The 18,596-nt window shown below is 31.1% G+C and carries 14 protein-coding genes and 2 pseudogenes; 5 read left to right on the top strand and 11 right to left on the bottom strand.

Going from position 1 to position 18,596, the window contains the following annotated elements:
• Positions 1-255 precede the first annotated feature (255 nt).
• The 6 genes from HGI79_RS16140 to HGI79_RS16115 form a co-directional block, all read right to left on the bottom strand.
• Positions 256-1,500, bottom strand: a complete 1,245-nt coding sequence (locus HGI79_RS16140; RefSeq protein WP_185651716.1) for an MFS transporter — start codon at positions 1,498-1,500, stop codon at positions 256-258.
• Positions 1,501-1,886: 386 nt separating this feature from the next.
• Complete coding sequence (locus HGI79_RS16135) at positions 1,887-2,915, bottom strand: 3-deoxy-7-phosphoheptulonate synthase (RefSeq protein WP_185651715.1); 1,029 nt, start codon at positions 2,913-2,915, stop codon at positions 1,887-1,889.
• A 326-nt stretch (positions 2,916-3,241) separates the two neighbouring features.
• Entirely contained in the window at positions 3,242-4,225 is a 984-nt protein-coding gene (locus HGI79_RS16130; protein WP_185651714.1) for a carbohydrate kinase, read from the bottom strand.
• A gap of 208 nt (positions 4,226-4,433) precedes the next feature.
• Positions 4,434-6,332 (bottom strand): sucrose-specific PTS transporter subunit IIBC, encoded by a 1,899-nt coding sequence (locus tag HGI79_RS16125; protein ID WP_185651713.1) that lies wholly within the window; start codon positions 6,330-6,332, stop codon positions 4,434-4,436.
• A 239-nt stretch (positions 6,333-6,571) separates the two neighbouring features.
• Entirely contained in the window at positions 6,572-7,414 is an 843-nt protein-coding gene (gene licT, locus HGI79_RS16120; protein WP_185651712.1) for a BglG family transcription antiterminator LicT, read from the bottom strand.
• A gap of 240 nt (positions 7,415-7,654) precedes the next feature.
• The gene (locus tag HGI79_RS16115; RefSeq protein ID WP_185651711.1) at positions 7,655-7,942 is read right to left on the bottom strand and encodes a putative quinol monooxygenase; all 288 of its coding nucleotides are present in this window, start codon (positions 7,940-7,942) and stop codon (positions 7,655-7,657) included.
• A gap of 217 nt (positions 7,943-8,159) precedes the next feature.
• Between HGI79_RS16115 and HGI79_RS16110 the strand changes: the two are divergent.
• Positions 8,160-8,417 (top strand): annotated as a pseudogene (locus HGI79_RS16110) (cation:dicarboxylate symporter family transporter); the annotation flags it as partial.
• A gap of 219 nt (positions 8,418-8,636) precedes the next feature.
• Here the strand turns inward: HGI79_RS16110 and HGI79_RS16105 are convergent.
• Entirely contained in the window at positions 8,637-9,833 is a 1,197-nt protein-coding gene (locus tag HGI79_RS16105) for a PLP-dependent aspartate aminotransferase family protein (protein WP_207725800.1), read from the bottom strand.
• 546 nt (positions 9,834-10,379) lie between these two features.
• On the opposite strand from HGI79_RS16105, the gene HGI79_RS16100 reads away from it, so the two are divergent.
• The gene (locus tag HGI79_RS16100; protein ID WP_185651710.1) at positions 10,380-11,564 is read left to right on the top strand and encodes an aminotransferase class I/II-fold pyridoxal phosphate-dependent enzyme; all 1,185 of its coding nucleotides are present in this window, start codon (positions 10,380-10,382) and stop codon (positions 11,562-11,564) included.
• Between the two features lie 298 nt (positions 11,565-11,862).
• On the opposite strand, the gene HGI79_RS16095 is transcribed toward HGI79_RS16100, so the two are convergent.
• Positions 11,863-13,044 (bottom strand): pyridoxal phosphate-dependent aminotransferase, encoded by a 1,182-nt coding sequence (locus HGI79_RS16095; RefSeq protein WP_185651709.1) that lies wholly within the window; start codon positions 13,042-13,044, stop codon positions 11,863-11,865.
• Positions 13,045-13,346: 302 nt separating this feature from the next.
• Positions 13,347-15,578, bottom strand: a complete 2,232-nt coding sequence (locus HGI79_RS16090) for a UvrD-helicase domain-containing protein (RefSeq protein WP_185651708.1) — start codon at positions 15,576-15,578, stop codon at positions 13,347-13,349.
• Between the two features lie 405 nt (positions 15,579-15,983).
• Between HGI79_RS16090 and HGI79_RS16085 the strand changes: the two genes are divergently transcribed.
• From HGI79_RS16085 to HGI79_RS16075, 3 genes are all read left to right on the top strand, one after another.
• Positions 15,984-16,343 (top strand): hypothetical protein, encoded by a 360-nt coding sequence (locus HGI79_RS16085; RefSeq protein ID WP_185651707.1) that lies wholly within the window; start codon positions 15,984-15,986, stop codon positions 16,341-16,343.
• A gap of 333 nt (positions 16,344-16,676) precedes the next feature.
• Positions 16,677-17,198 (top strand): phosphatase PAP2 family protein, encoded by a 522-nt coding sequence (locus HGI79_RS16080; protein WP_185651706.1) that lies wholly within the window; start codon positions 16,677-16,679, stop codon positions 17,196-17,198.
• A gap of 57 nt (positions 17,199-17,255) precedes the next feature.
• The gene (locus HGI79_RS16075) at positions 17,256-17,489 is read left to right on the top strand and encodes a hypothetical protein (RefSeq protein WP_185651705.1); all 234 of its coding nucleotides are present in this window, start codon (positions 17,256-17,258) and stop codon (positions 17,487-17,489) included.
• Between the two features lie 119 nt (positions 17,490-17,608).
• Here HGI79_RS16075 and HGI79_RS16070 read toward each other — a convergent pair whose 3' ends face one another.
• Both HGI79_RS16070 and HGI79_RS16065 read right to left on the bottom strand, forming a co-directional pair.
• Positions 17,609-18,040 carry an Lrp/AsnC family transcriptional regulator gene (locus HGI79_RS16070; protein ID WP_185651704.1) on the bottom strand — a complete coding sequence of 144 codons (432 nt, stop codon included), beginning with the start codon at positions 18,038-18,040 and terminating at the stop codon, positions 17,609-17,611.
• Positions 18,041-18,111: 71 nt separating this feature from the next.
• Positions 18,112-18,596: pseudogene (locus tag HGI79_RS16065) on the bottom strand (asparaginase); the annotation flags it as partial.

The following is an 18,596-nucleotide window of genomic DNA, read 5'->3' as shown; positions in this document are numbered from 1 at the left end:
ATAAAATACAGGAAGTACAAGTTAGTTATCACAACCACCACATTATGAATTTAATAGACCTTTGATAAACTCGCTACGCTCCTTCGGACCAATTTGTCAATTACCATTGACAAATTGCTGGTGAAAAGCCATTCAGGCTTTTCACCATATTAAAAGGTCTAAACTTTTTTTCAAATACGACCCTTAGACACATATCCTAGGGTGTAGACGAAGTTATGAAGTTACCAACTTGTAACCCTATAGTTCTCCCCTAATTTAACTATCAGCAATAGTTTTATCCTGCTTTTGGAAAACTTCTACATTAAATATCTTAGCTGTGAGAAGCATACCTATAAAGAATAGAACTCCCGCTGCTATATATAGGGTTATCAGTGAAAACTGAACCTTTAACCAACCAGCTAAGCTCATGGTAATAACCATAGATCCCATAAACAGTGGAATTAGTACTCCGTTTACCCTGCCAACAAATTCTTCTTCTGTAAGCTGAAGAATTAATGTGTTAACCCCTATGTGAATACAAGGCATAAATAAGCCATTTAGAAATTGGAACATAAGAATAGCTGCCCATGTGTTACATAGTCCAATACCCATCACTGCTATAGCGTTTGTAATGAGTCCTAGAGCAAGAAGTTTTTGTGGTGTAACTTTCTTGGAAATCCATAAAACTAAACCACCACCTATCAGCATAGCTGCACCATTTACCGCCAATAGCCATTGTAAATTTTCCTTTGGCATGCCTAATTTTTCTACTATAATAAAAATTCCTAAAGGTTGAATAATGCCCACTGCTAAGCCACATACACCAAATACTCCTCCTAGTATAGTAAGTGCCTTTCTTTTCCATACATAACGAAATCCATCACTTAGTTCTTTGCAGAAATCTGGCTTTATTTGTTCATTGTTATCTTTTTTATCCGGTGGTAAAAATGTTAGAACACAGGCAGACAGCATAAATGCTACTCCCATTATTCCTACTGCAATATTAATACCAAATCTTTGATAAATCAGTGTACCCAGCATAGGTCCAATAATCATGAAGATTGCCATTAAGGTTTGAAACATAGCCATACCCATTTGCAAATGCTCAGCATCCACATGAACCTTAAACAACTTCATGCCAGAGGGTTGAGAAAATTGTGAAAGAATAGCTGAAATAAAGGTTACAAAAAATACAGCCTGCCAAGTTCCAAAGACTATTGTAAGCAGTACAATAAATACTGAAACAGCACTTAAGAAATCACACCAAACCATAGTACGTTTTGGACGCCAACGATCAGCATAAGTTCCTCCTATAAAGGAAAATAAAAATATTGGAGCAAATTCAGCAACAGAAATCATAGATACAGCAAAAGGGTTGTTGTTAGTTTTTTCCATAACGAACAGTAAAATAGAAAAGTTACGAACCCATATACCTATTTGCAGTAAAATAGATGAAACCATAATAGCCTGAACAAAAGGATTTTTTAAAAAAACTGCCATTACCGATGAAGGCTTTGTCATGTGACCACTCCTTAAATTAAAAAATACATACTACTACATATTTATATTTTTGCGTAATCTTTTAATAATATTATCCTATAACTAAATCATATTTTTTACTTTTTACTATTTATATTGCAATTATTAGTTAATGGAAATACCTTATGTTGGCTTAACTCTTAAAAAATTACTATAACAATCTTTTTAATTATAATTTAATGTACAGAGCTAGTCAATAACTTAATTTTATCCATTGAAATACCAGCCTCATAAGACTCTCGCTTTTATATGTTGGAAGTTAAGCGTTGCTGCGAGCTGGATTGCTTCAACTAAAATTTAACTCCCAGCATCTATTTTAGACACTGGGAGTCTTTTGCGTACAGAGTTAAGTTTTATTAAGTTTCATTTTATACATTTTCAGCAATATAATTAATTAAACTTTCAGTTTGTGTCCAGCCTATACAAGGGTCAGTAATGGATTTTCCAAATACGTTATCTCCTATTTCCTGTCTTCCATCCTCAAGATAGCTTTCAATCATTAATCCTTTAATCATTTTATTTAGCACTGAATCATATTTTTTACTCATTAATATTTCTCTTGCAATTCTTGGTTGCTCATTATGTTTCTTCATAGAATTTGCATGATTACAATCTACAATTATTGATGGATTAGTAAGCTTTTGAGCTGCATAATCCTTAGCTAACTGCACTAAATCTTCATAGTGGTAGTTTGGAATATTTCTACCATAAGAATCCACAGCTCCTCTTAAGATAGCATGTGCTAATGGGTTTCCAGAAGTTTCTACCTCATAACCACTATATATGAAACTATGACTTACTTGAGCTGCCTTAATAGAATTAAGCATTACTGATATATCTCCACTTGTAGGATTTTTCATTCCAACAGGAATATCCAAACCACTTACAGTTAATCTGTGCTGCTGATTCTCTACAGAACGTGCTCCTATTGCTACATATCCTAATACATCTGATAAGTATGTATAATTTTCTGGATATAGCATTTCATCTGCCGCTGGTAAGTGATATTCTGTTAAAGCTTTTATGTGCAGGGATCTTATAGCTCTAAGTCCTTCTAATAAATCTGGCTCTTTGCTTGGGTCAGGTTGATGCATCATACCTTTATACCCTTCTCCTGTAGTTCTTGGTTTATTGGTATAAATTCTTGGTACAATTATAATCTTGTCCTTAACCTTTTCTTGCATTTCTGCTAATCTTCCTATATATTTACAAACTGAATCTTCGTTATCAGCTGAGCAAGGTCCTATGACTAACACAAACTTATCACTTTTTCCTTCAAAAACCTTCTTAAGTTCTTCACCCTTATTTTTTTTAATTTCTGCTACATCCTTTGGAACAGGAATACTATCCATAATTTCCTCTACGCTTGGTAACTTTTTAACAAATTTAAAACTCATTTTATAGCCCCCCTATGTCTTTAACACTTGTTTAATTGCTATTTTACAATTTTACTAAGATTATTACAAGACATTACATAAAAATAAATTAATATTACGTAAAAAAATCAAATGTAATCCTTTAAATCAACATTTTAATTTACTACGTTAGCACAATTTGTTATAAAATAAGTTTGCTTTATAAAGTGAAACTTGAATCAGATGGGGTTTGTCTTACGACTCCGGGGAAGCTTCTTAAAAAAGATAAATCACCAATGCTTCATAGCTTTAGTTTATAAAATTCCATGGTTTTGCATAATATTTGCAGTAAACTATAATATTTAAGTTTACTCTATAGTAGCTTTTACAGGCTCATAATTTTCCACTTCTTCTAATGTAGGTAGTGCAGCTATAGCTCCAAGCTTAGTACATACAATAGCACCCACTTTATTAGCAAAGGAAACAATTTCTTTAAAGGCTCCAAAGTTTTGTGCTAAAATTTCTTGTGGATTTTCTTGTTCTGCTAGTTTATAAAGGATAGCACCTACACAAGCATCACCAGCTCCAGTGGAATCTATTGATTTTATTTTTATACTTGAAACTGTGTCTAGTTCGGTTCCATTAGAAATTAAGGTTCCATTTTTACCTAAAGTAACAGCTACATTTTTTGCTCCTAATTCATGAAACACTTTCACACCATCTTCTAGACTTTCTTTTCCGGATATTATTCTTATCTCTTCATCACTAACCTTTACAAAATCAGCATAGCTTAAGCATTGTCTTGATATATCTATAAACTCTTCTAATCTACCTTTCCATAAGTCCACTCTATAATTTGGATCAAAGGAAACAAAAATTCCTTTTTCTCTTGCTATTTCCATTACCTTTATGTAAGTACACTTTGATGGTCCTCCAAGTAAAGCTGTAGCAGAACCAAAATGAATTATTTTGGAGTCGTTAACATTCTCTTCATCTAACTCATCATATGTTAACAATTCATCTGCTCCTCTATTAAATACAAAATCCCTCTCACCATCAGATTTTAAGGAAACAAAGGCAAGAGTGGTATTAGAATTGTTATCTAATACAAGCATAGAAGTATCTACACCAACAGAATCCAAAGTTTCTTTTAAGAATATTCCAAAGGGATCTGCTCCAACTTTACCAGCAAAAGAAGCCTTTCCACCTAATTTAGATATAGCTGCTGTTACATTTGCTGGTGCTCCTCCTGCCTTTTTTACAAAGTTAACTCCTTCTACTAAACTGGAATTTACATCGGAACAAATAAAATCAATTAGTAACTCACCTATACATAAAATATTTTTTGTCATAATCGTACTCCTCCCAAAAGTTTAATTTAGTCATCTAAAAAAATTATCCGTTAAATTGGCTTTTTATTTTTTGAAGATGCCTTAAGTTTTAATATTAAATATTAACTAAGGCTCCAAGTGGAATAACCATTGAAGCCGTTATCTTTATCTATTATACACCTTTTACTACATATTTTACTATATGTTTTACTGCATATTTTTCTGTATTTTAAAATTCAATTAGTACTAATTCATCTTTTAAGTCAACATCACCAGTTTTTATTTCTTTTACAGACTTAAGGTCATCGCTGTTAGTAATAACTACAGGTGTAACAGTTGACGCTGCTTTTTCTTTTATTAAGTTTAAATCTACTTCTAACAGCTTATCACCAGCTTTAACTGTATCTCCAGTATTTACAAACGCTTTAAAGCCTTCTCCATTCATCTTAACTGTGTCTAAACCAACATGCATTAGAATTTCAGCTCCTGAATCTGTTACCATTGCAATAGCATGTTTTGTTTCAAAAACTAAAGATATTTTTCCATCAGCTGGTGCTACAAGTACTCCATCTTCTGGTTCTATTGCTATACCATCTCCAAGCATTTTATCTGCAAAAGTTTTATCTGGAACTTCCCCTAAAGAGATTGCTTTTCCTTTCATAGGAGATAAAATTATATCCTTTTCTACTGTATTTTGCTTATTTGAGTTTACAGGATTTTCATCTACAGAAACTTCTACATTGCTTTCTTCTGATTCATCAACCTCATCTTTAAAGCCTATTACAAATGTAACTATAAATGCTCCAGCAAAAGCTATAATTAAACCAATTATATAGTTAATCATTGAACCTTGTTTAACAATTGCGATACCTGGAATACCTGTAACTCCTACTGCTGTCATAGCAACTTTAGTTAAAACTATATACCCTCCACCTAAAGCACCACCAATTGCAGCAGCTATAAATGGTTTCATTAATCTTAAATTTACACCGAAAATAGCAGCTTCGGCTATTCCAAGTAAACAGGATAATGAAGCTGGTGCAGCTATTGACTTTAGCTTCTTGTTTTTTGTTTTTACGTATACTGCTAAAGCTGCTCCCCCTTGAGCTACATTAGCCATTGACCAGATTGGAAGTAAAAAGTTTTTACCTATAGCTGGATTTGAAAGAAGTCCAGCTTCTATAGCATGAAAGCTGTGATGCATTCCTGTTATAACTATTGTTGAATATAGTCCTCCAAACACAACTCCAGCAAGTACACCAGTAGTATTATATAAGCCTTGTAAACCAAAGGAAATTCCATCACCTATAATTCTACCAAATGGTCCTATAACAAGTAGTGAAACAAAGGCAGATATCAGTAAAGTTAAAAATGGCGTTACAATTATATCGAGAACATTTGGAATAACTTTTCTTAGTGTTCTTTCTATATATCCCATTACCCAAACTGCAATTAAAATAGGAAGAACTGTTCCTTGGTATCCAACCATACTAACATGCAATCCAAAAACAGTTATAGTATTCTTAACACCTTCATCTAAAGTCCAAGCATTTTGTAATGCTGGGTGAATTAGTATAGAGCCTAAGGCTGATGCTAAGAATGGATTTACATTAAATTCTTTAGCTGCACTAAAGGATATTAATATTGGTAAAAATACAAAAGCTGCGTTAGAAAACATATCTAAAAGCTTAAGTAGTCCACTATCTCCACTTATCCATCCAAAAGTCTTGCCCATTCCTAAAAGTCCCATTAAAAGACCACTAGCAACTATAGCAGGAATTATTGGTACAAATATATTTGATAACATTCTTGCGAATCTCTGAAACGGATTCATATTCTTCATAGCTGCCTTTTTAGCATCATTTGAATCTGATTGTGTAATTTTTGTGCCTTCAACTAATGCTGCATAAACTTTATTTACAGCTCCTTGGCCAATAATAATTTGAAGCTGACCTGAAGTAGAGAAAACACCCTTAACTTCATTAATTTTGTCTAAAGCTTTTTGGTCTACTTTTTTTTCATCCTTAACTACAAGTCGTAATCTTGTAGCACAGTGAGTAGCACTTTCAATATTCTTTTCGCCACCAACTAATTCTAGAATTTTTTTAGCTACTTTGTTATATTCCATAAATTACTCCCCCTTATTCTATTAATATATCTTTATTAAAATAATTTTATTTATAAAAAAACCTAAATCGGTGAATATACATTATGTTAATAGAACCCTATAATAAAGCATAAATATTCTTTAAAAAAATACTTAACTTTATAATTCTATTAATTAAGTGTATAATCACTCAATTTAGGTTTAGCCTGCATTACCAGTAACAATCCTCTATTAAGTTTCAACTACATAATTTATTTATGTTATTCCCTTAAACTAGATAAAACTCTTTGTAAATGAAGACTTAAATATACTATTTCCCCATTACTTATATTATAGGAATAATTTTTTTCTATATAAGCCTTAATTTTTAATGCACATTTGTATACATCATTATAATTTTCTTTAATCAAATCAAGAAAAGGTGAAGTATCTTCATTTAGAAACTTTTTAGATACTACCCTTTGGGCAAAATATTTAAGATGAGTTACTAATCTATCATAGGATAAATCATCCTTATGAAACTCTATAGTAAAATAATATTTTATTATATTTAAAATATCTTGAACTACTTTAGTTATATTCATGGTATTAGGCATGCTCTCTTTAATAGCTGCGTTGATTAAATGTAAAGCTATAAAACCTGCCTCATGTTCATTCATCTTTACACCTAACTCTTCTTCTATAAACTTTACTGCCCATAGTCCTATATCATATTCCTTTTTGTATATTCTTTGTATTTCCCAAAGAAGACTATTTTCAATTGATATACCAGAAAGAGATCGTTTTATTGCAAAAGCCAAATGGTCTGTTAGAGCTATATATATATGTTCGTCAAAGTCAGCATACAACTGCTTTTTTGCATAGCTTATTATTTTCTCAGAGGCATTAACATATTCTAAAGGTATCTGGTTAATTAATTTTTGGAACTTTATGTTTTCAGTTTCGTTTTTAATTAAGAATATCTTTTCTATTTTGCTTTCATCAATTTCTTCTCCAACTTTCTTTTTAAAGGCGATACCTCTTCCCATTATTACTTCTTCTAAACCAGTCTTCTCATCTATAGTTGTAGCCACATTATTATTCAGTATCTTTTCAATTTTCATCTATACCACTCCAAGTTATTATAAGCTTTATCAAGTGATTCTTAATTTTAGATGGTAGCCATGAAATAAATAGCAAAAAACCTAAATTAAAATAAAATCATAAACATTTTATCCTAATCTAGGTTTTGCCTGCACTACCAGTAACAATCCCATTTCTATGTTCTTATGACTTTATGATAACAGTTTCAGAAAAGCTTGTCAAGCAAAATCGAATAATGGAATATAAATAAATTTCATATATTAATAACAGCTCTTATATATATTTATTTCCATATCTTTCTCCTGAAGCTTTGATAACTCTGGCACTATTTTTTTAAAATGAGATGAGTTCATATGTAGGTCTAAAGCCTCTTTATCTTTCCAATCTTCTATAAAGGTTAAAATCTGTTTATTATTAGTATCTTCATAAAGATTATAAGATATATTTCCCTCTTCTTTTAAAGTTTCTTTAATTAATTCAGCAGCATATTCTTTAAACTTTTCTACTTCCTCTGATTTAACGTAGTTTTTAGCCACAACCTTAATCATAATAATTATCACCTTTCTTTCCATATTCTATAATTGTACTATATTAAGTATTTTATTACTAAATAGTGAAAAATGCAATTTCCTTATTATGAATAAAGTTTTATTATATTTTATACTTTTTAAAGAAAAAGAAAGTTAGCTTCGGAAACAGAGTTTTAATTGCAATGCTACTAGGAGTGGTAGTTGGTGAAGCATTCAGTAAAAAGTTGTAGTAACTACGATAGCTTCTATAGGAACTGCAGGTGTACCTGGAACTGCTTCTATTATGGCAACAGTTGTATTAGCAAGCTTAGGTCTTCCTATTGAAGGGATTGCAATGGTAAAGGGAATTGACACCGTACTAGATATGGCTAGAACTGCTACAAATGTTACTGGAGCTTCAGTGATATCACTTTTAGTTGCCGAATCTGAGGGCGAGTTTGATAGAACAGCATTTGACGTAAATGGATTAGATGAATTAGAGCTCAGCGTATAAATCAAATCCTCTCAAAAGTCAAAGGTAATACAGGATTTTAAATCTTACTTTTAAAAATAGTTGTCTTAATACGAAAAAACCCTGTTTGGTTATAAATTTTACTTAACCAAATAGGGTTTTTTCTATTCTTAAAAGTTAGTACAAAAGTTTAGTAAGTAAAAATTCTTTTAGATCAATCTTTAATTTTATACTTTTTTATAATGTTTTTAAAGTAACAATTTAAAGCTTTATTGCTTTAAAGGCCTGTTCTAAATCATCTATTATATCCTCTACATCTTCTAGTCCAACTGACAGTCTAACAAGACCATCCGTAATACCGCTCTTTATTCTTTCCTCCTTTGGAAGAAAAGTATGTGTCATAGATGCAGGATGCTGTATCAATGTATCTGTATCTCCTAGACTAACTGCAAGTGAACATAATTTAAGATTATTCATTAACTGTTTTCCAGCCTCAACTCCACCTTTTATTTCAAAACTAATCATAGAACCAAAATTTTTCATTTGCTTTAAGGCTAAATCATATTGAGGATGACTCTTCAGCCCAGGATAATATACTTTTTCAACCAAATTATGTTGTTCTAGATACTCCGCTACCTGCATAGCACTGCTGCAGTGTCTTTCAACCCTAAGTCCTAAGGTTTTCATTCCTCTTAGAATGAGCCATGCATTAAATGGACTTATACATGCCCCTGTAGTTTCTAGTAATCCGCTAAATCTCAATTTATTTATAAACTCTGCCTTCCCTACTACCAAACCTGCAATAACATCTCCATGTCCATTAATAAGCTTTGTAGCACTATGGATGACTACATCTGCTCCAAGAGAAATTGGATTTTGTCCACAAGGAGATTGAAAGGTATTGTCTACCATTACTATGGCATTTGACTGGTGAGCTACTTTGGCAGCCTCTTCTATATCGATAAGACTCATAGTTGGATTTGATGGGGTTTCAATATATACAATTTTTGTATTACTTTTCATTGCTGCTTTTATATCTTCAGCAGATCTAATTTTCACAAGGGAAACTTCTATACCAAGTCTTGGAGCATTTTTTGTCAGGAATCCGAAGGTACCACTATATAATTCAGTTGAAGCTACAATATGATCTCCTGCACTGCAAAGAGTCAATATAGATGTTGAAATAGCTGCTATACCTGATGCAAATGCCAAAGCTGCTTCTCCACCTTCTAATAAGGCTATTTTTTCTTCTAGCTGCTGCTGAGTTGGGTTGTGTACTCTAGTATAAAGGAATTTGTCCTCCTGAAGGCTAAATACAGCTGCAGCCTGTTCAGCACTTTCAAATGCATAGGTTGCAGTTTGATAAATTGGAGTTGATAAAGAGCCTGTGTCTTTATCATAATGCTGTCCTCCGTGAATTATCTTAGTGTTATCTCTCATGTTCTTTACCTCTTTCATTTTATCCTCCCAATAATAAAAGTTTTGTCTCCTGTATCAACAACTATAAAGACCCTATGATTTTAACATAAGGTCTCGGATTGTCTCTTGAATTTTCAAACTTTGTTTCATACTAAATATAATCTACAATGGATTTCTCATTTCTCCATAAAATCACTTTATTTGAATATAATTTAACATAACAATTCTTTATTGCTATATACGAAAAAATAACTTATTACATTTTAACACAAAAAATAACAATTGTCATTTTTAAAAAACTGATATTATTATTTTAAATATTAGCATTATATTTATTAAATGCAAGTATACACTTTCTACATACATAGTTACAAAAAAATGCAGATAAAGTGAAACTTGAATCAGATAGGGTTTTGACATAACTGATATTACTATTTTATTCATTTTGCTTGACATTAAAATATTAGTAATGTATGTTCATATTGAACCTTTTAATTTAGAATTGCTCAAAACTTTATATAAATAAAATTTATAGTTTAGTACAAGGAGTTTAAGGTTTGACTTAGCTTAAAGGAGGCTTTTATAATGATTTCATCAAAAAAAATGGAGGGACTTTCTTCTGCAGTATTTTCAAATCTTGACCATAGAAAAAAGGAATTAATAGAAAAAGGCATAGATGTAATTGATTTTAGTATAGGTACACCAGACATGCCCCCTTCTCCAAAGGTTGTCGAGAAACTAATAGAAGAATGTAGTAAATCAGAAAATTATAAATATGCTATAAATGATTCTGAAGAACTAGTAAATGCTGTTATTAACTGGTATGATAAGAGATATGGAGTTGAACTTAAAAACCATGAAATAGTTTCTCTACTTGGTTCACAAAGTGGCTTTACAGAATTGGCCCTATCTCTTATAAATCCTGGAGATATAGTATTAACTCCTGATCCAGGATATCCTATATTCTCAATAGGACCCATGCTAGCTGGTGCTGAACTTTACAAGATGCCTCTACTTAAAGAAAATAACTACCTTATAGATTTTGAGGCCATAGACCCAGAAATTGCAAGCAGAGCAAAACTCATGGTAGTTTCTTATCCAAATAATCCTACCGCAGCTGTTGCTCCAAGAGAATTTTACATAGAACTTGTGGAATTTGCGAAAAAATACAATATTATTGTTTTACACGATAACGCCTATAGTGAACTTATATTTGATGGCACTGTAGGTGAAAGCTTTTTAAGTATTCCCGGAGCAAAGGATATTGGCATTGAGTTTAACTCTCTTTCAAAAAGCTACAGTATACCTGGCTGTAGAATCGCTTTTGCAGTAGGTAACAAGAACATAATTCAGGGTATAAAAACCATTAAATCTCACCTTGATTATGGAATGTTTTTACCTTTTCAGAAGGTTGCTGTAGAACTGCTATCTAGTACTGACGATTATGTAGATATAGTAAGAGATACATATAAAAAAAGACGTGATATACTTATTGATGGTTTAAACAATATTGGATGGAAAACGGACAAGTCTCCAGGAAGCATGTTTGTATGGGCACCAATACCTTCAAATTATAGTTCTTCCTTAGAATTTACCATGGATCTTATGGACAAAACAGGTGTCATTGTAGTACCTGGCAGCAGTTTTGGAACTGAAGGTGAAGGCTTCGTCAGAATTGCCTTAGTTGAGAATGAAAATAGGATTCTCAAGGCTATTGAAAATATCAAAAATAGCGGAATTTTAAATACAAAAATTACTGAAACAGAGTAAAAACAAACTCTATTAAAATAATAATTATATATAGTATCTGTTTATAGTAATAGTGAGTATTGTCAGAATCCTAATATAGATACCCATAACTTAAATTTAACTTATACGTAGGAATATGCTGCCAAAACTGAATGAAACTACTCTTCCTTCCGTCAGAGTAGTAAGCGATTCGCACAAAATCTCAGATTTTGGCTCTCTGCTTAAACACGAACTTTAGACTAATTAAAAGTTTTTAACGTGCCGAAGTTCGGCAGCATATTCGGTGGTGTAAGTTAAATTTCGGGCATGGGTATCTATATTATTTAAATTCCTGAACCAATTTTTCAAAGGCAGGAACAGAATTCTCAATCATATCAAATTTTACACAGTAAGAAATTCTAAAATATCCTGGGCATCCAAAACCACTTCCAGGAACAAGCAATAAGTTATACTTCATAGCTCTTTTTACAAATTCTACATCATCATCAATTAATGCTTTTGGGAAAAGATAAAAAGCACCTTGGGGTTTTACACATTCAAACCCTAATCTGGCAAGGTTTTCATGCAAGAAGTTCCTTCTTTTTTCATATTTTGTAACATCTACTTTAGCATCTATTGTATCTTCAACAACTTTTTGAAATAATCCTGGAGCATTTACAAAACCAAGAGTACGGTTGCAAAAACTTAATGCATCCATAAGAACATCTATATTTTCAATTCTGCTACTTGCAGCTATATAACCTATTCTCTCCCCTGCGAGACCTAAAGATTTACTAAATGAATTTACTATAATAGCATTTTTGAAAACAGACAGTAAATTTAGAAGCTTAATATTATCATAAACTATCTCACTATATGGCTGATCTGAAATAACAAATATAGTGCTTCCATACTCTTTTTCCTTCTTTGTTATGATTTCTTCAATGCTTCTAAGAGTTTCTTCGCAGTATATAACTCCTGTTGGATTGTTTGGGTTATTTATTATTATAGCTTTTGTCTTTGAAGTAATACTTTTCTCAAAAGCCTCTAAATTCGGTTCAAAAGTTAAAGTATTTGGTTCTACCACTACCGTTCTTCCGCCATTGTTATTAACATAAAAATTATATTCCACAAAATATGGAGCAAAAACAATAACCTCTTCTAATGGGTTAAGAAGTGCTTTTAATACAACATTTAATCCGCCGGCAGCTCCAACTGTCATGACAATATTATTTGCTGAAAGCTCAACTTTACTTTCTCTCTCTAAAGCTTTAGCTATTTTTTCTCTAACCTCTGGGTAGCCTGCATTATTCATATATCTATGTAATCCTTTTTCATCGCCTAATACATGCTTTTTAAGAGATTCTATAACTTCTGCTGGAGGTTCTGCATAAGGATTTCCAAGACTATAATCATATACCTTGTCTTCTCCATATTTTTTAGCCAGTCTTGTACCCTCTTCAAACATTAATCTTATCCATGATGAGTTATTTAGATCTTTTACTACCTTTTCTGAAAACATAAAATTGCCTCCTATTTTATCTGATATAGTCAAAAATTATAATATAACTTTTAAATCAATATTTATTATACCACTATTTTATATACTATAGCACATATATATAACTTAAATATGGTGCTTGTTTTTATTATTCAATATATTTTTTAAATAAAAACTTTAAATTTATTCTTTTCATGTACTGTTCAAAATCAAAAATTATAATAGAAACCTTAACTATGCCTATGAATATAATATGTTTTTAAAATATCTTCAATGAAAAGTAATACTTGAATATAGATAAGGTTTCCATTTTTCTAATATGCTTATGCTAAAAATGCACTTTTTTCACCAGTGTGATAAATAACTAACTGATGAAGGGCTCTTGTACATGCTACATATAATAGTTTTCTATCAAATTCATTTTTGTAGTTTTCACTAGAAGCATTATATACAAGCACAACATCGAATTCTAAGCCTTTTGCCAAATAAGCTGGTACAACAATGACTCCTTTTTCAATATTACCCTCACTAATATTTAGAATTTTACTATGAGTTAAACTTCTTAACCTTGACTGAATTTCATCTGCTTCCTTTTGAGTCTTACAAATAACTGCTATAGATCCATAACCCTGGCTTTCATAGTGTTCAATATCTTTTATAATAGTCTTATCTATTAAACTCTGCTTTTCTTTAAATATAACCAGTGGTTCACTGCCATACCTATCAAAGGAAATAATTTCTTGTTCATTATTTAATAATTTCTGTGCAAATACTGTTATTTCATAAGATGATCTATAACTCTTTCTCATGAAGAGTTTTACAGATTTTCTCTTATTTAATATCTCATCAATTTCGTCATAAATAGATTTATCACAATCCTTTTCGAGACTTTGATTAAAATCTCCTAACACAGTATACCTTGCCCCTCCAAATAGAAGCTTAAAAATTTCATATTGAAGTGGATAATAATCTTGAGCTTCATCTACAACTACCTGTTTTATATTTGAATATTCCTCTAAGCCTTCAAGCTTTAGCTTAAGATATATAAGTGCTGCACAATCTTCATAAGGTACCTTACCCTGTTCAAGCTGCTTAGCTGTTTCTAGTATTATTTCTTTAATATTATAAGGAAGTTCTAAGCCTTTAGATAGTTTAAATAATAAGCCTTTTTTATTGAATAGAGTTTTATACAAATGCATAAAATCTACTTCAGTAAAACTACGAATATAATCCATAAATAATTTTGATTCTTTTATAGAAAGCAATCTACTAAAAGACCTTATCTCAAATACATGGTCATCGCTTTTTTGAACAATTTTTTCAATTTTTTCCAGTCTTCTTTTCCTTAGAGGGTGAATCTTATTCAATATAATGCTTTCAATTCTCTTAAGTCGTTTTGCTATAGGCATACCTATCTTATTATCAAGAAAACTGTTCTTTAACTGTTCCTTTGTTTCAACAGTTTTTCCGTCATAGTATATATCCTTAAACTTAATTAATGATCTTTCACAGTATTGAAGTAATCTATCAAGAATGTGTTTAAAAACTAATGATCCTTTAAATTCTATACTGCTCATTCTTGTGTTAAACCCTTCAATATTTCCTGCATTAATTAAAGTTTCAAGCTGCTCATGTCTTGTTTGGGCCCTAAATCTCTTACCAAAATGTTTTAAAACAATGCCGTCAAAGGTTACCTGTTCCACATTTTCCTCCCCTAACTCTGGAAGAACATGAGAAATATATTTGCTAAATATATCATTTGGAGATATTATAATAACATTATTAGATGCTAACTTTGAATTTAAGCCCTCATATAATAGAAAAGCAATTCTATGAAGAGCTATTGATGTCTTTCCGCTTCCTGCCACGCCTTGAACAATTAGCAGCTCATTTTCTGTGTCCCTTATTATAATATCCTGTTCTTTTTGTATAGTTTCAACAATGTTTTTCATCTTTGTAGAAGAATTACGGCTTAAAACTTCCTGAAGAATATCATCATTTATTCTTATATTACTATCGAAAAAGAATTCAAGCTTAGAATTTTTTATCTTGTACTGTCTTTTTAAAAATACATTACCATTTATACTTCCATTAGGAGAATTATAAGCCGCCCTACCTAGTTCGTTTCTATAAAATATACTTGCAATAGGTGCACGCCAATCATACACATAGATTGAATAATCTTCAGAATCCATTAAGTTATGAAGTCCAATATAAATTTTTTCTACATCCCTAAAGCCTTCCTCTAAAAAATCAAATCTTCCAAAGTAAGGTGAGTTAAGCATCCTTTTGTAATTGTTAATTTTCTTTACTGTGTATATATAATTTTCGTTTCGGTTATTAACTTCAGAAAGGTAATGATTCATCTCTGGAATTCTATCAAAATCTTCAGAGAAGTGAACACTTTCTTCCCACATGTCTTTTCTTGATCTAATTAGGTCACCTATATAATCCTTTAAATTATTTTCTTCCTTAATTAGTTCATTTTTAATAAAATCTAGAGTTTTATCCAGATAGTTTACCTCTTCCTGTTTATTTTCATTAAAATCTTTCATTTCATCACTCTCCCACAGTTTTTTAAAAACTCTATTGACATCTACACTTCAATTATGTTATGATTATTATGAAATATATAATATAATTGTTATTATTACGTCTAATTTTGAGAATACCATAAAAATGCATTTTTGTAAAGGTTACATGCATTTTTATGGTATTCTCTTTTTCTTTATTCATTTCACCAACTTATTCTGAACCAATCCATACATCTGTTCTATGTACAATACTAGCATTTGTTAGTTTATTTAATTTGTTACATATATCTACTTGCTATTTTTAGCTATTTGCCTTATTTTCACGTCTCTCACTTTCTTTTTTATGTATGTGTATTAAAATTTTTATTAACAATTTTAATACTTCTTCATAGTATATTAGTGTAGTAAATTTTATGGAGGTACCTTATGAGTGTCGAAGACTACAATTACAACAATAATGAAGAAATAGCTGAAAATTACTATCAGCCTATAAATGTGAATCCACCTACTTATCCTATATATTCTTACCCTCTATATAACTATGCAATTCCTTACGATGAACCTATGAGGGATGAATATGAGGACGATCCAGATGAATATGAATATTTTGATCCAGGATACAGACAAAGAAGGCGCAGACGCAGACGCAGACGTAGACGTAGACGTAGATATCCATATTTCCCAAGACCATATTATCCATACTATCCATACTATCCATATTACCCATATTACTCACCATTCATGTCTCCATATGGCGGATATGAAGACGAATGGGATGAATATTAGGAAAAATCTCTGCACACCAGTTATTTCTGGTGTGCTTCTTTAATTCTCTTAGTAACTACACATTCTCCCCTTTACTCAAAACTCTTGCTATTTCTAGCAGCAACCTATCATATTGCTTTTGTAACTTGTCAGGACTTAATATATTCTTAAACTTAAAATATTTATTTTGGCAGTAATTATGTTAAAATATAATCAGGTACCTTGCTCAAGTTTAATAAATTTAAAATTGTTTTAACACTACTTTAAGATATATTTAAAAATAATTATATAGAATTAACTTATATTATGAATACCTGTTATTCATTATAAAGCAATATATTAGGAGAGGTTTTTATGAATATATTAAATCGCTTAGAGCACAATGATGCAAATTTATTAAAAATACTTAACTCTTCATTAAAATGCAAACCCTTGGATGTCATTATGCCATTAGTGACCCGTCTGGTTTCTAATTATTTCCTAATTTTATTCTGCACGTTATCAATATTAAGTCCTAATCTGTTAACTCATAATCTAGGGGTTAAGTGTGCTGTTTCAATAGTTTCAAGTACACTTGTAGCTCAAATACTAAAGAAAACTATAAGTAGGCGCAGACCTTTTTTATCAATAAGCAATCTTAATATAAAAAAAATAGGAATAGATAAGTATTCTTTTCCATCAGGTCACAGTACTACAGCTTTTGCTATAGGAGTTATGATTTCACTATTCTATCCAAGTATAGCACTAATACCTATTATTTTAGCTAGTCTTATTGGTTTTTCAAGAATTTACTTAGGAGTACATTATCCTTCTGATGTTTTGGTTGGAGTACTTTTAGGTTCTGTTACCTCCTATTTAGTATTTTATTTAACTTAAATAGTAAAAATATATATACTTTGCTATAATTTTTAGTGTGAGAGGTGGAATAAAATTATGTTTGTTAACACAAAAATATATCTAACTTTCTGTATTTTGGTTACGTTGATATTCTCATGCTTTATTATAAGTGCTTCCAGCATTAACATTAATACTTCAATACAAATGGTTAACACCTATGACCACATAAGTAAATATTTTAGCTTTGAAAAAACACCAGATGAAATAGCAAGAGCCTCTGAAGGCGTTATAATTCATAATATAGAACGAAGTACAATTAATAACAATTAGTACAGTTTTTTAAAAAGACAACAACTTATACCGCACTTCCTTTACAAATCTATACTAACTAACCTTCTTTCTTTTCAATACATTAAGAGCCCATTAGTTTTCTAATGTGCTCTTAATCATTAAAAACTTATTATATGCTCTTTTTCAACTGAAGAGAGAATTATGAATGTCTCGGTATTGCCAAACATCTGTATCTTTCCAATAAGTTTTTCTAGTTCTGCAATATCGTCAAGTCTAGCTTTTAAAATTTTACAGTACGGCCCGGTAACATGATGACATTCAATTATAGAATCTTCTGTTTTAATAAATTCCATAAATTTTTCAGTCCTTTGAACATTCATATCTACATTTATAAGCACATTAATTTTTTTTCCAAGTTGCTTATAGTTTATTACAGCTTTATACCCAGTTATAATATTTTCTTCCTCAAGTCTCTTTACTCTTTCTGCAACTGCTGGGGGACTGAGCGCTACCTTTTTGGCCAATTCCTTCATAGGTATTCTTCCATCTTCCAGAAGTATTTCAACTATCTTGTAATCAGTAGAATCCATAAATATTCCTCCTAGAAAAATAACTCTTTAGTAAAAATCAATATATAAATATTTAACTTTCCAATTATTAGTTAGTAGTAGTTCTTTTCAAATATATCTTTAATCTTGGATAAATCTTTGGTAAGCCCCAGAGCCACCATTAACTTGATTCTAGCCTTTTGTCCTGGAAGATTATCACCAAGAATTACCCCTCTTTGAGTAAGTTCTCTTCCAGCGCCTTCATAACCATAGTCATCAAGAACTTTACCCATGAGACATCTAGAAACTAAAACAACAGGTATGTTTTTACTTAAAGCATACTCAACTCCAGAAACCATTTTTGGTGGAATGTTGCCTCTTCCCATACCTTCAATTACTATGCCATGTGTTCCGGAATCTGCACAGAACCTTAAAAGACGATGATCCATACCACATCCACATTTTATAAGATCTACGTTACTATCAATTTTTTCTGTGGATATATATTGCTTTTTGGTATAACTATAGTAGAAGTGTACTTTGTTGCTATCTACAAAACCAATAGGACCAAAATCCATACTTTTAAAGGTATCCAATG

This window comes from Clostridium sp. DJ247 (genome assembly GCF_014231265.1).
Note: the sequence above shows the minus strand (reverse complement) of the source record. Positions and strands in the feature narration are given on the sequence as shown.

Bases quoted from the DNA above. Each gene is read 5' to 3' on its own strand.
- HGI79_RS16100 (WP_185651710.1), top strand. From the start codon at position 10,380: ATGATTTCATCAAAAAAAATGGAGGGACTTTCTTCTGCAGTATTTTCA.
- HGI79_RS16090 (WP_185651708.1), bottom strand. From the start codon at position 15,578: ATGAAAGATTTTAATGAAAATAAACAGGAAGAGGTAAACTATCTGGAT.
- HGI79_RS16115 (WP_185651711.1), bottom strand. From the start codon at position 7,942: ATGATTAAGGTTGTGGCTAAAAACTACGTTAAATCAGAGGAAGTAGAA.
- HGI79_RS16085 (WP_185651707.1), top strand. From the start codon at position 15,984: ATGAGTGTCGAAGACTACAATTACAACAATAATGAAGAAATAGCTGAA.
- licT (WP_185651712.1), bottom strand. From the start codon at position 7,414: ATGAAAATTGAAAAGATACTGAATAATAATGTGGCTACAACTATAGAT.
- HGI79_RS16125 (WP_185651713.1), bottom strand. From the start codon at position 6,332: ATGGAATATAACAAAGTAGCTAAAAAAATTCTAGAATTAGTTGGTGGC.
- HGI79_RS16130 (WP_185651714.1), bottom strand. From the start codon at position 4,225: ATGACAAAAAATATTTTATGTATAGGTGAGTTACTAATTGATTTTATT.
- HGI79_RS16075 (WP_185651705.1), top strand. From the start codon at position 17,256: ATGTTTGTTAACACAAAAATATATCTAACTTTCTGTATTTTGGTTACG.
- HGI79_RS16095 (WP_185651709.1), bottom strand. From the start codon at position 13,044: ATGTTTTCAGAAAAGGTAGTAAAAGATCTAAATAACTCATCATGGATA.
- HGI79_RS16135 (WP_185651715.1), bottom strand. From the start codon at position 2,915: ATGAGTTTTAAATTTGTTAAAAAGTTACCAAGCGTAGAGGAAATTATG.
- HGI79_RS16080 (WP_185651706.1), top strand. From the start codon at position 16,677: ATGAATATATTAAATCGCTTAGAGCACAATGATGCAAATTTATTAAAA.
- HGI79_RS16105 (WP_207725800.1), bottom strand. From the start codon at position 9,833: ATGAAAGAGGTAAAGAACATGAGAGATAACACTAAGATAATTCACGGA.
- HGI79_RS16140 (WP_185651716.1), bottom strand. From the start codon at position 1,500: ATGACAAAGCCTTCATCGGTAATGGCAGTTTTTTTAAAAAATCCTTTT.
- HGI79_RS16070 (WP_185651704.1), bottom strand. From the start codon at position 18,040: ATGGATTCTACTGATTACAAGATAGTTGAAATACTTCTGGAAGATGGA.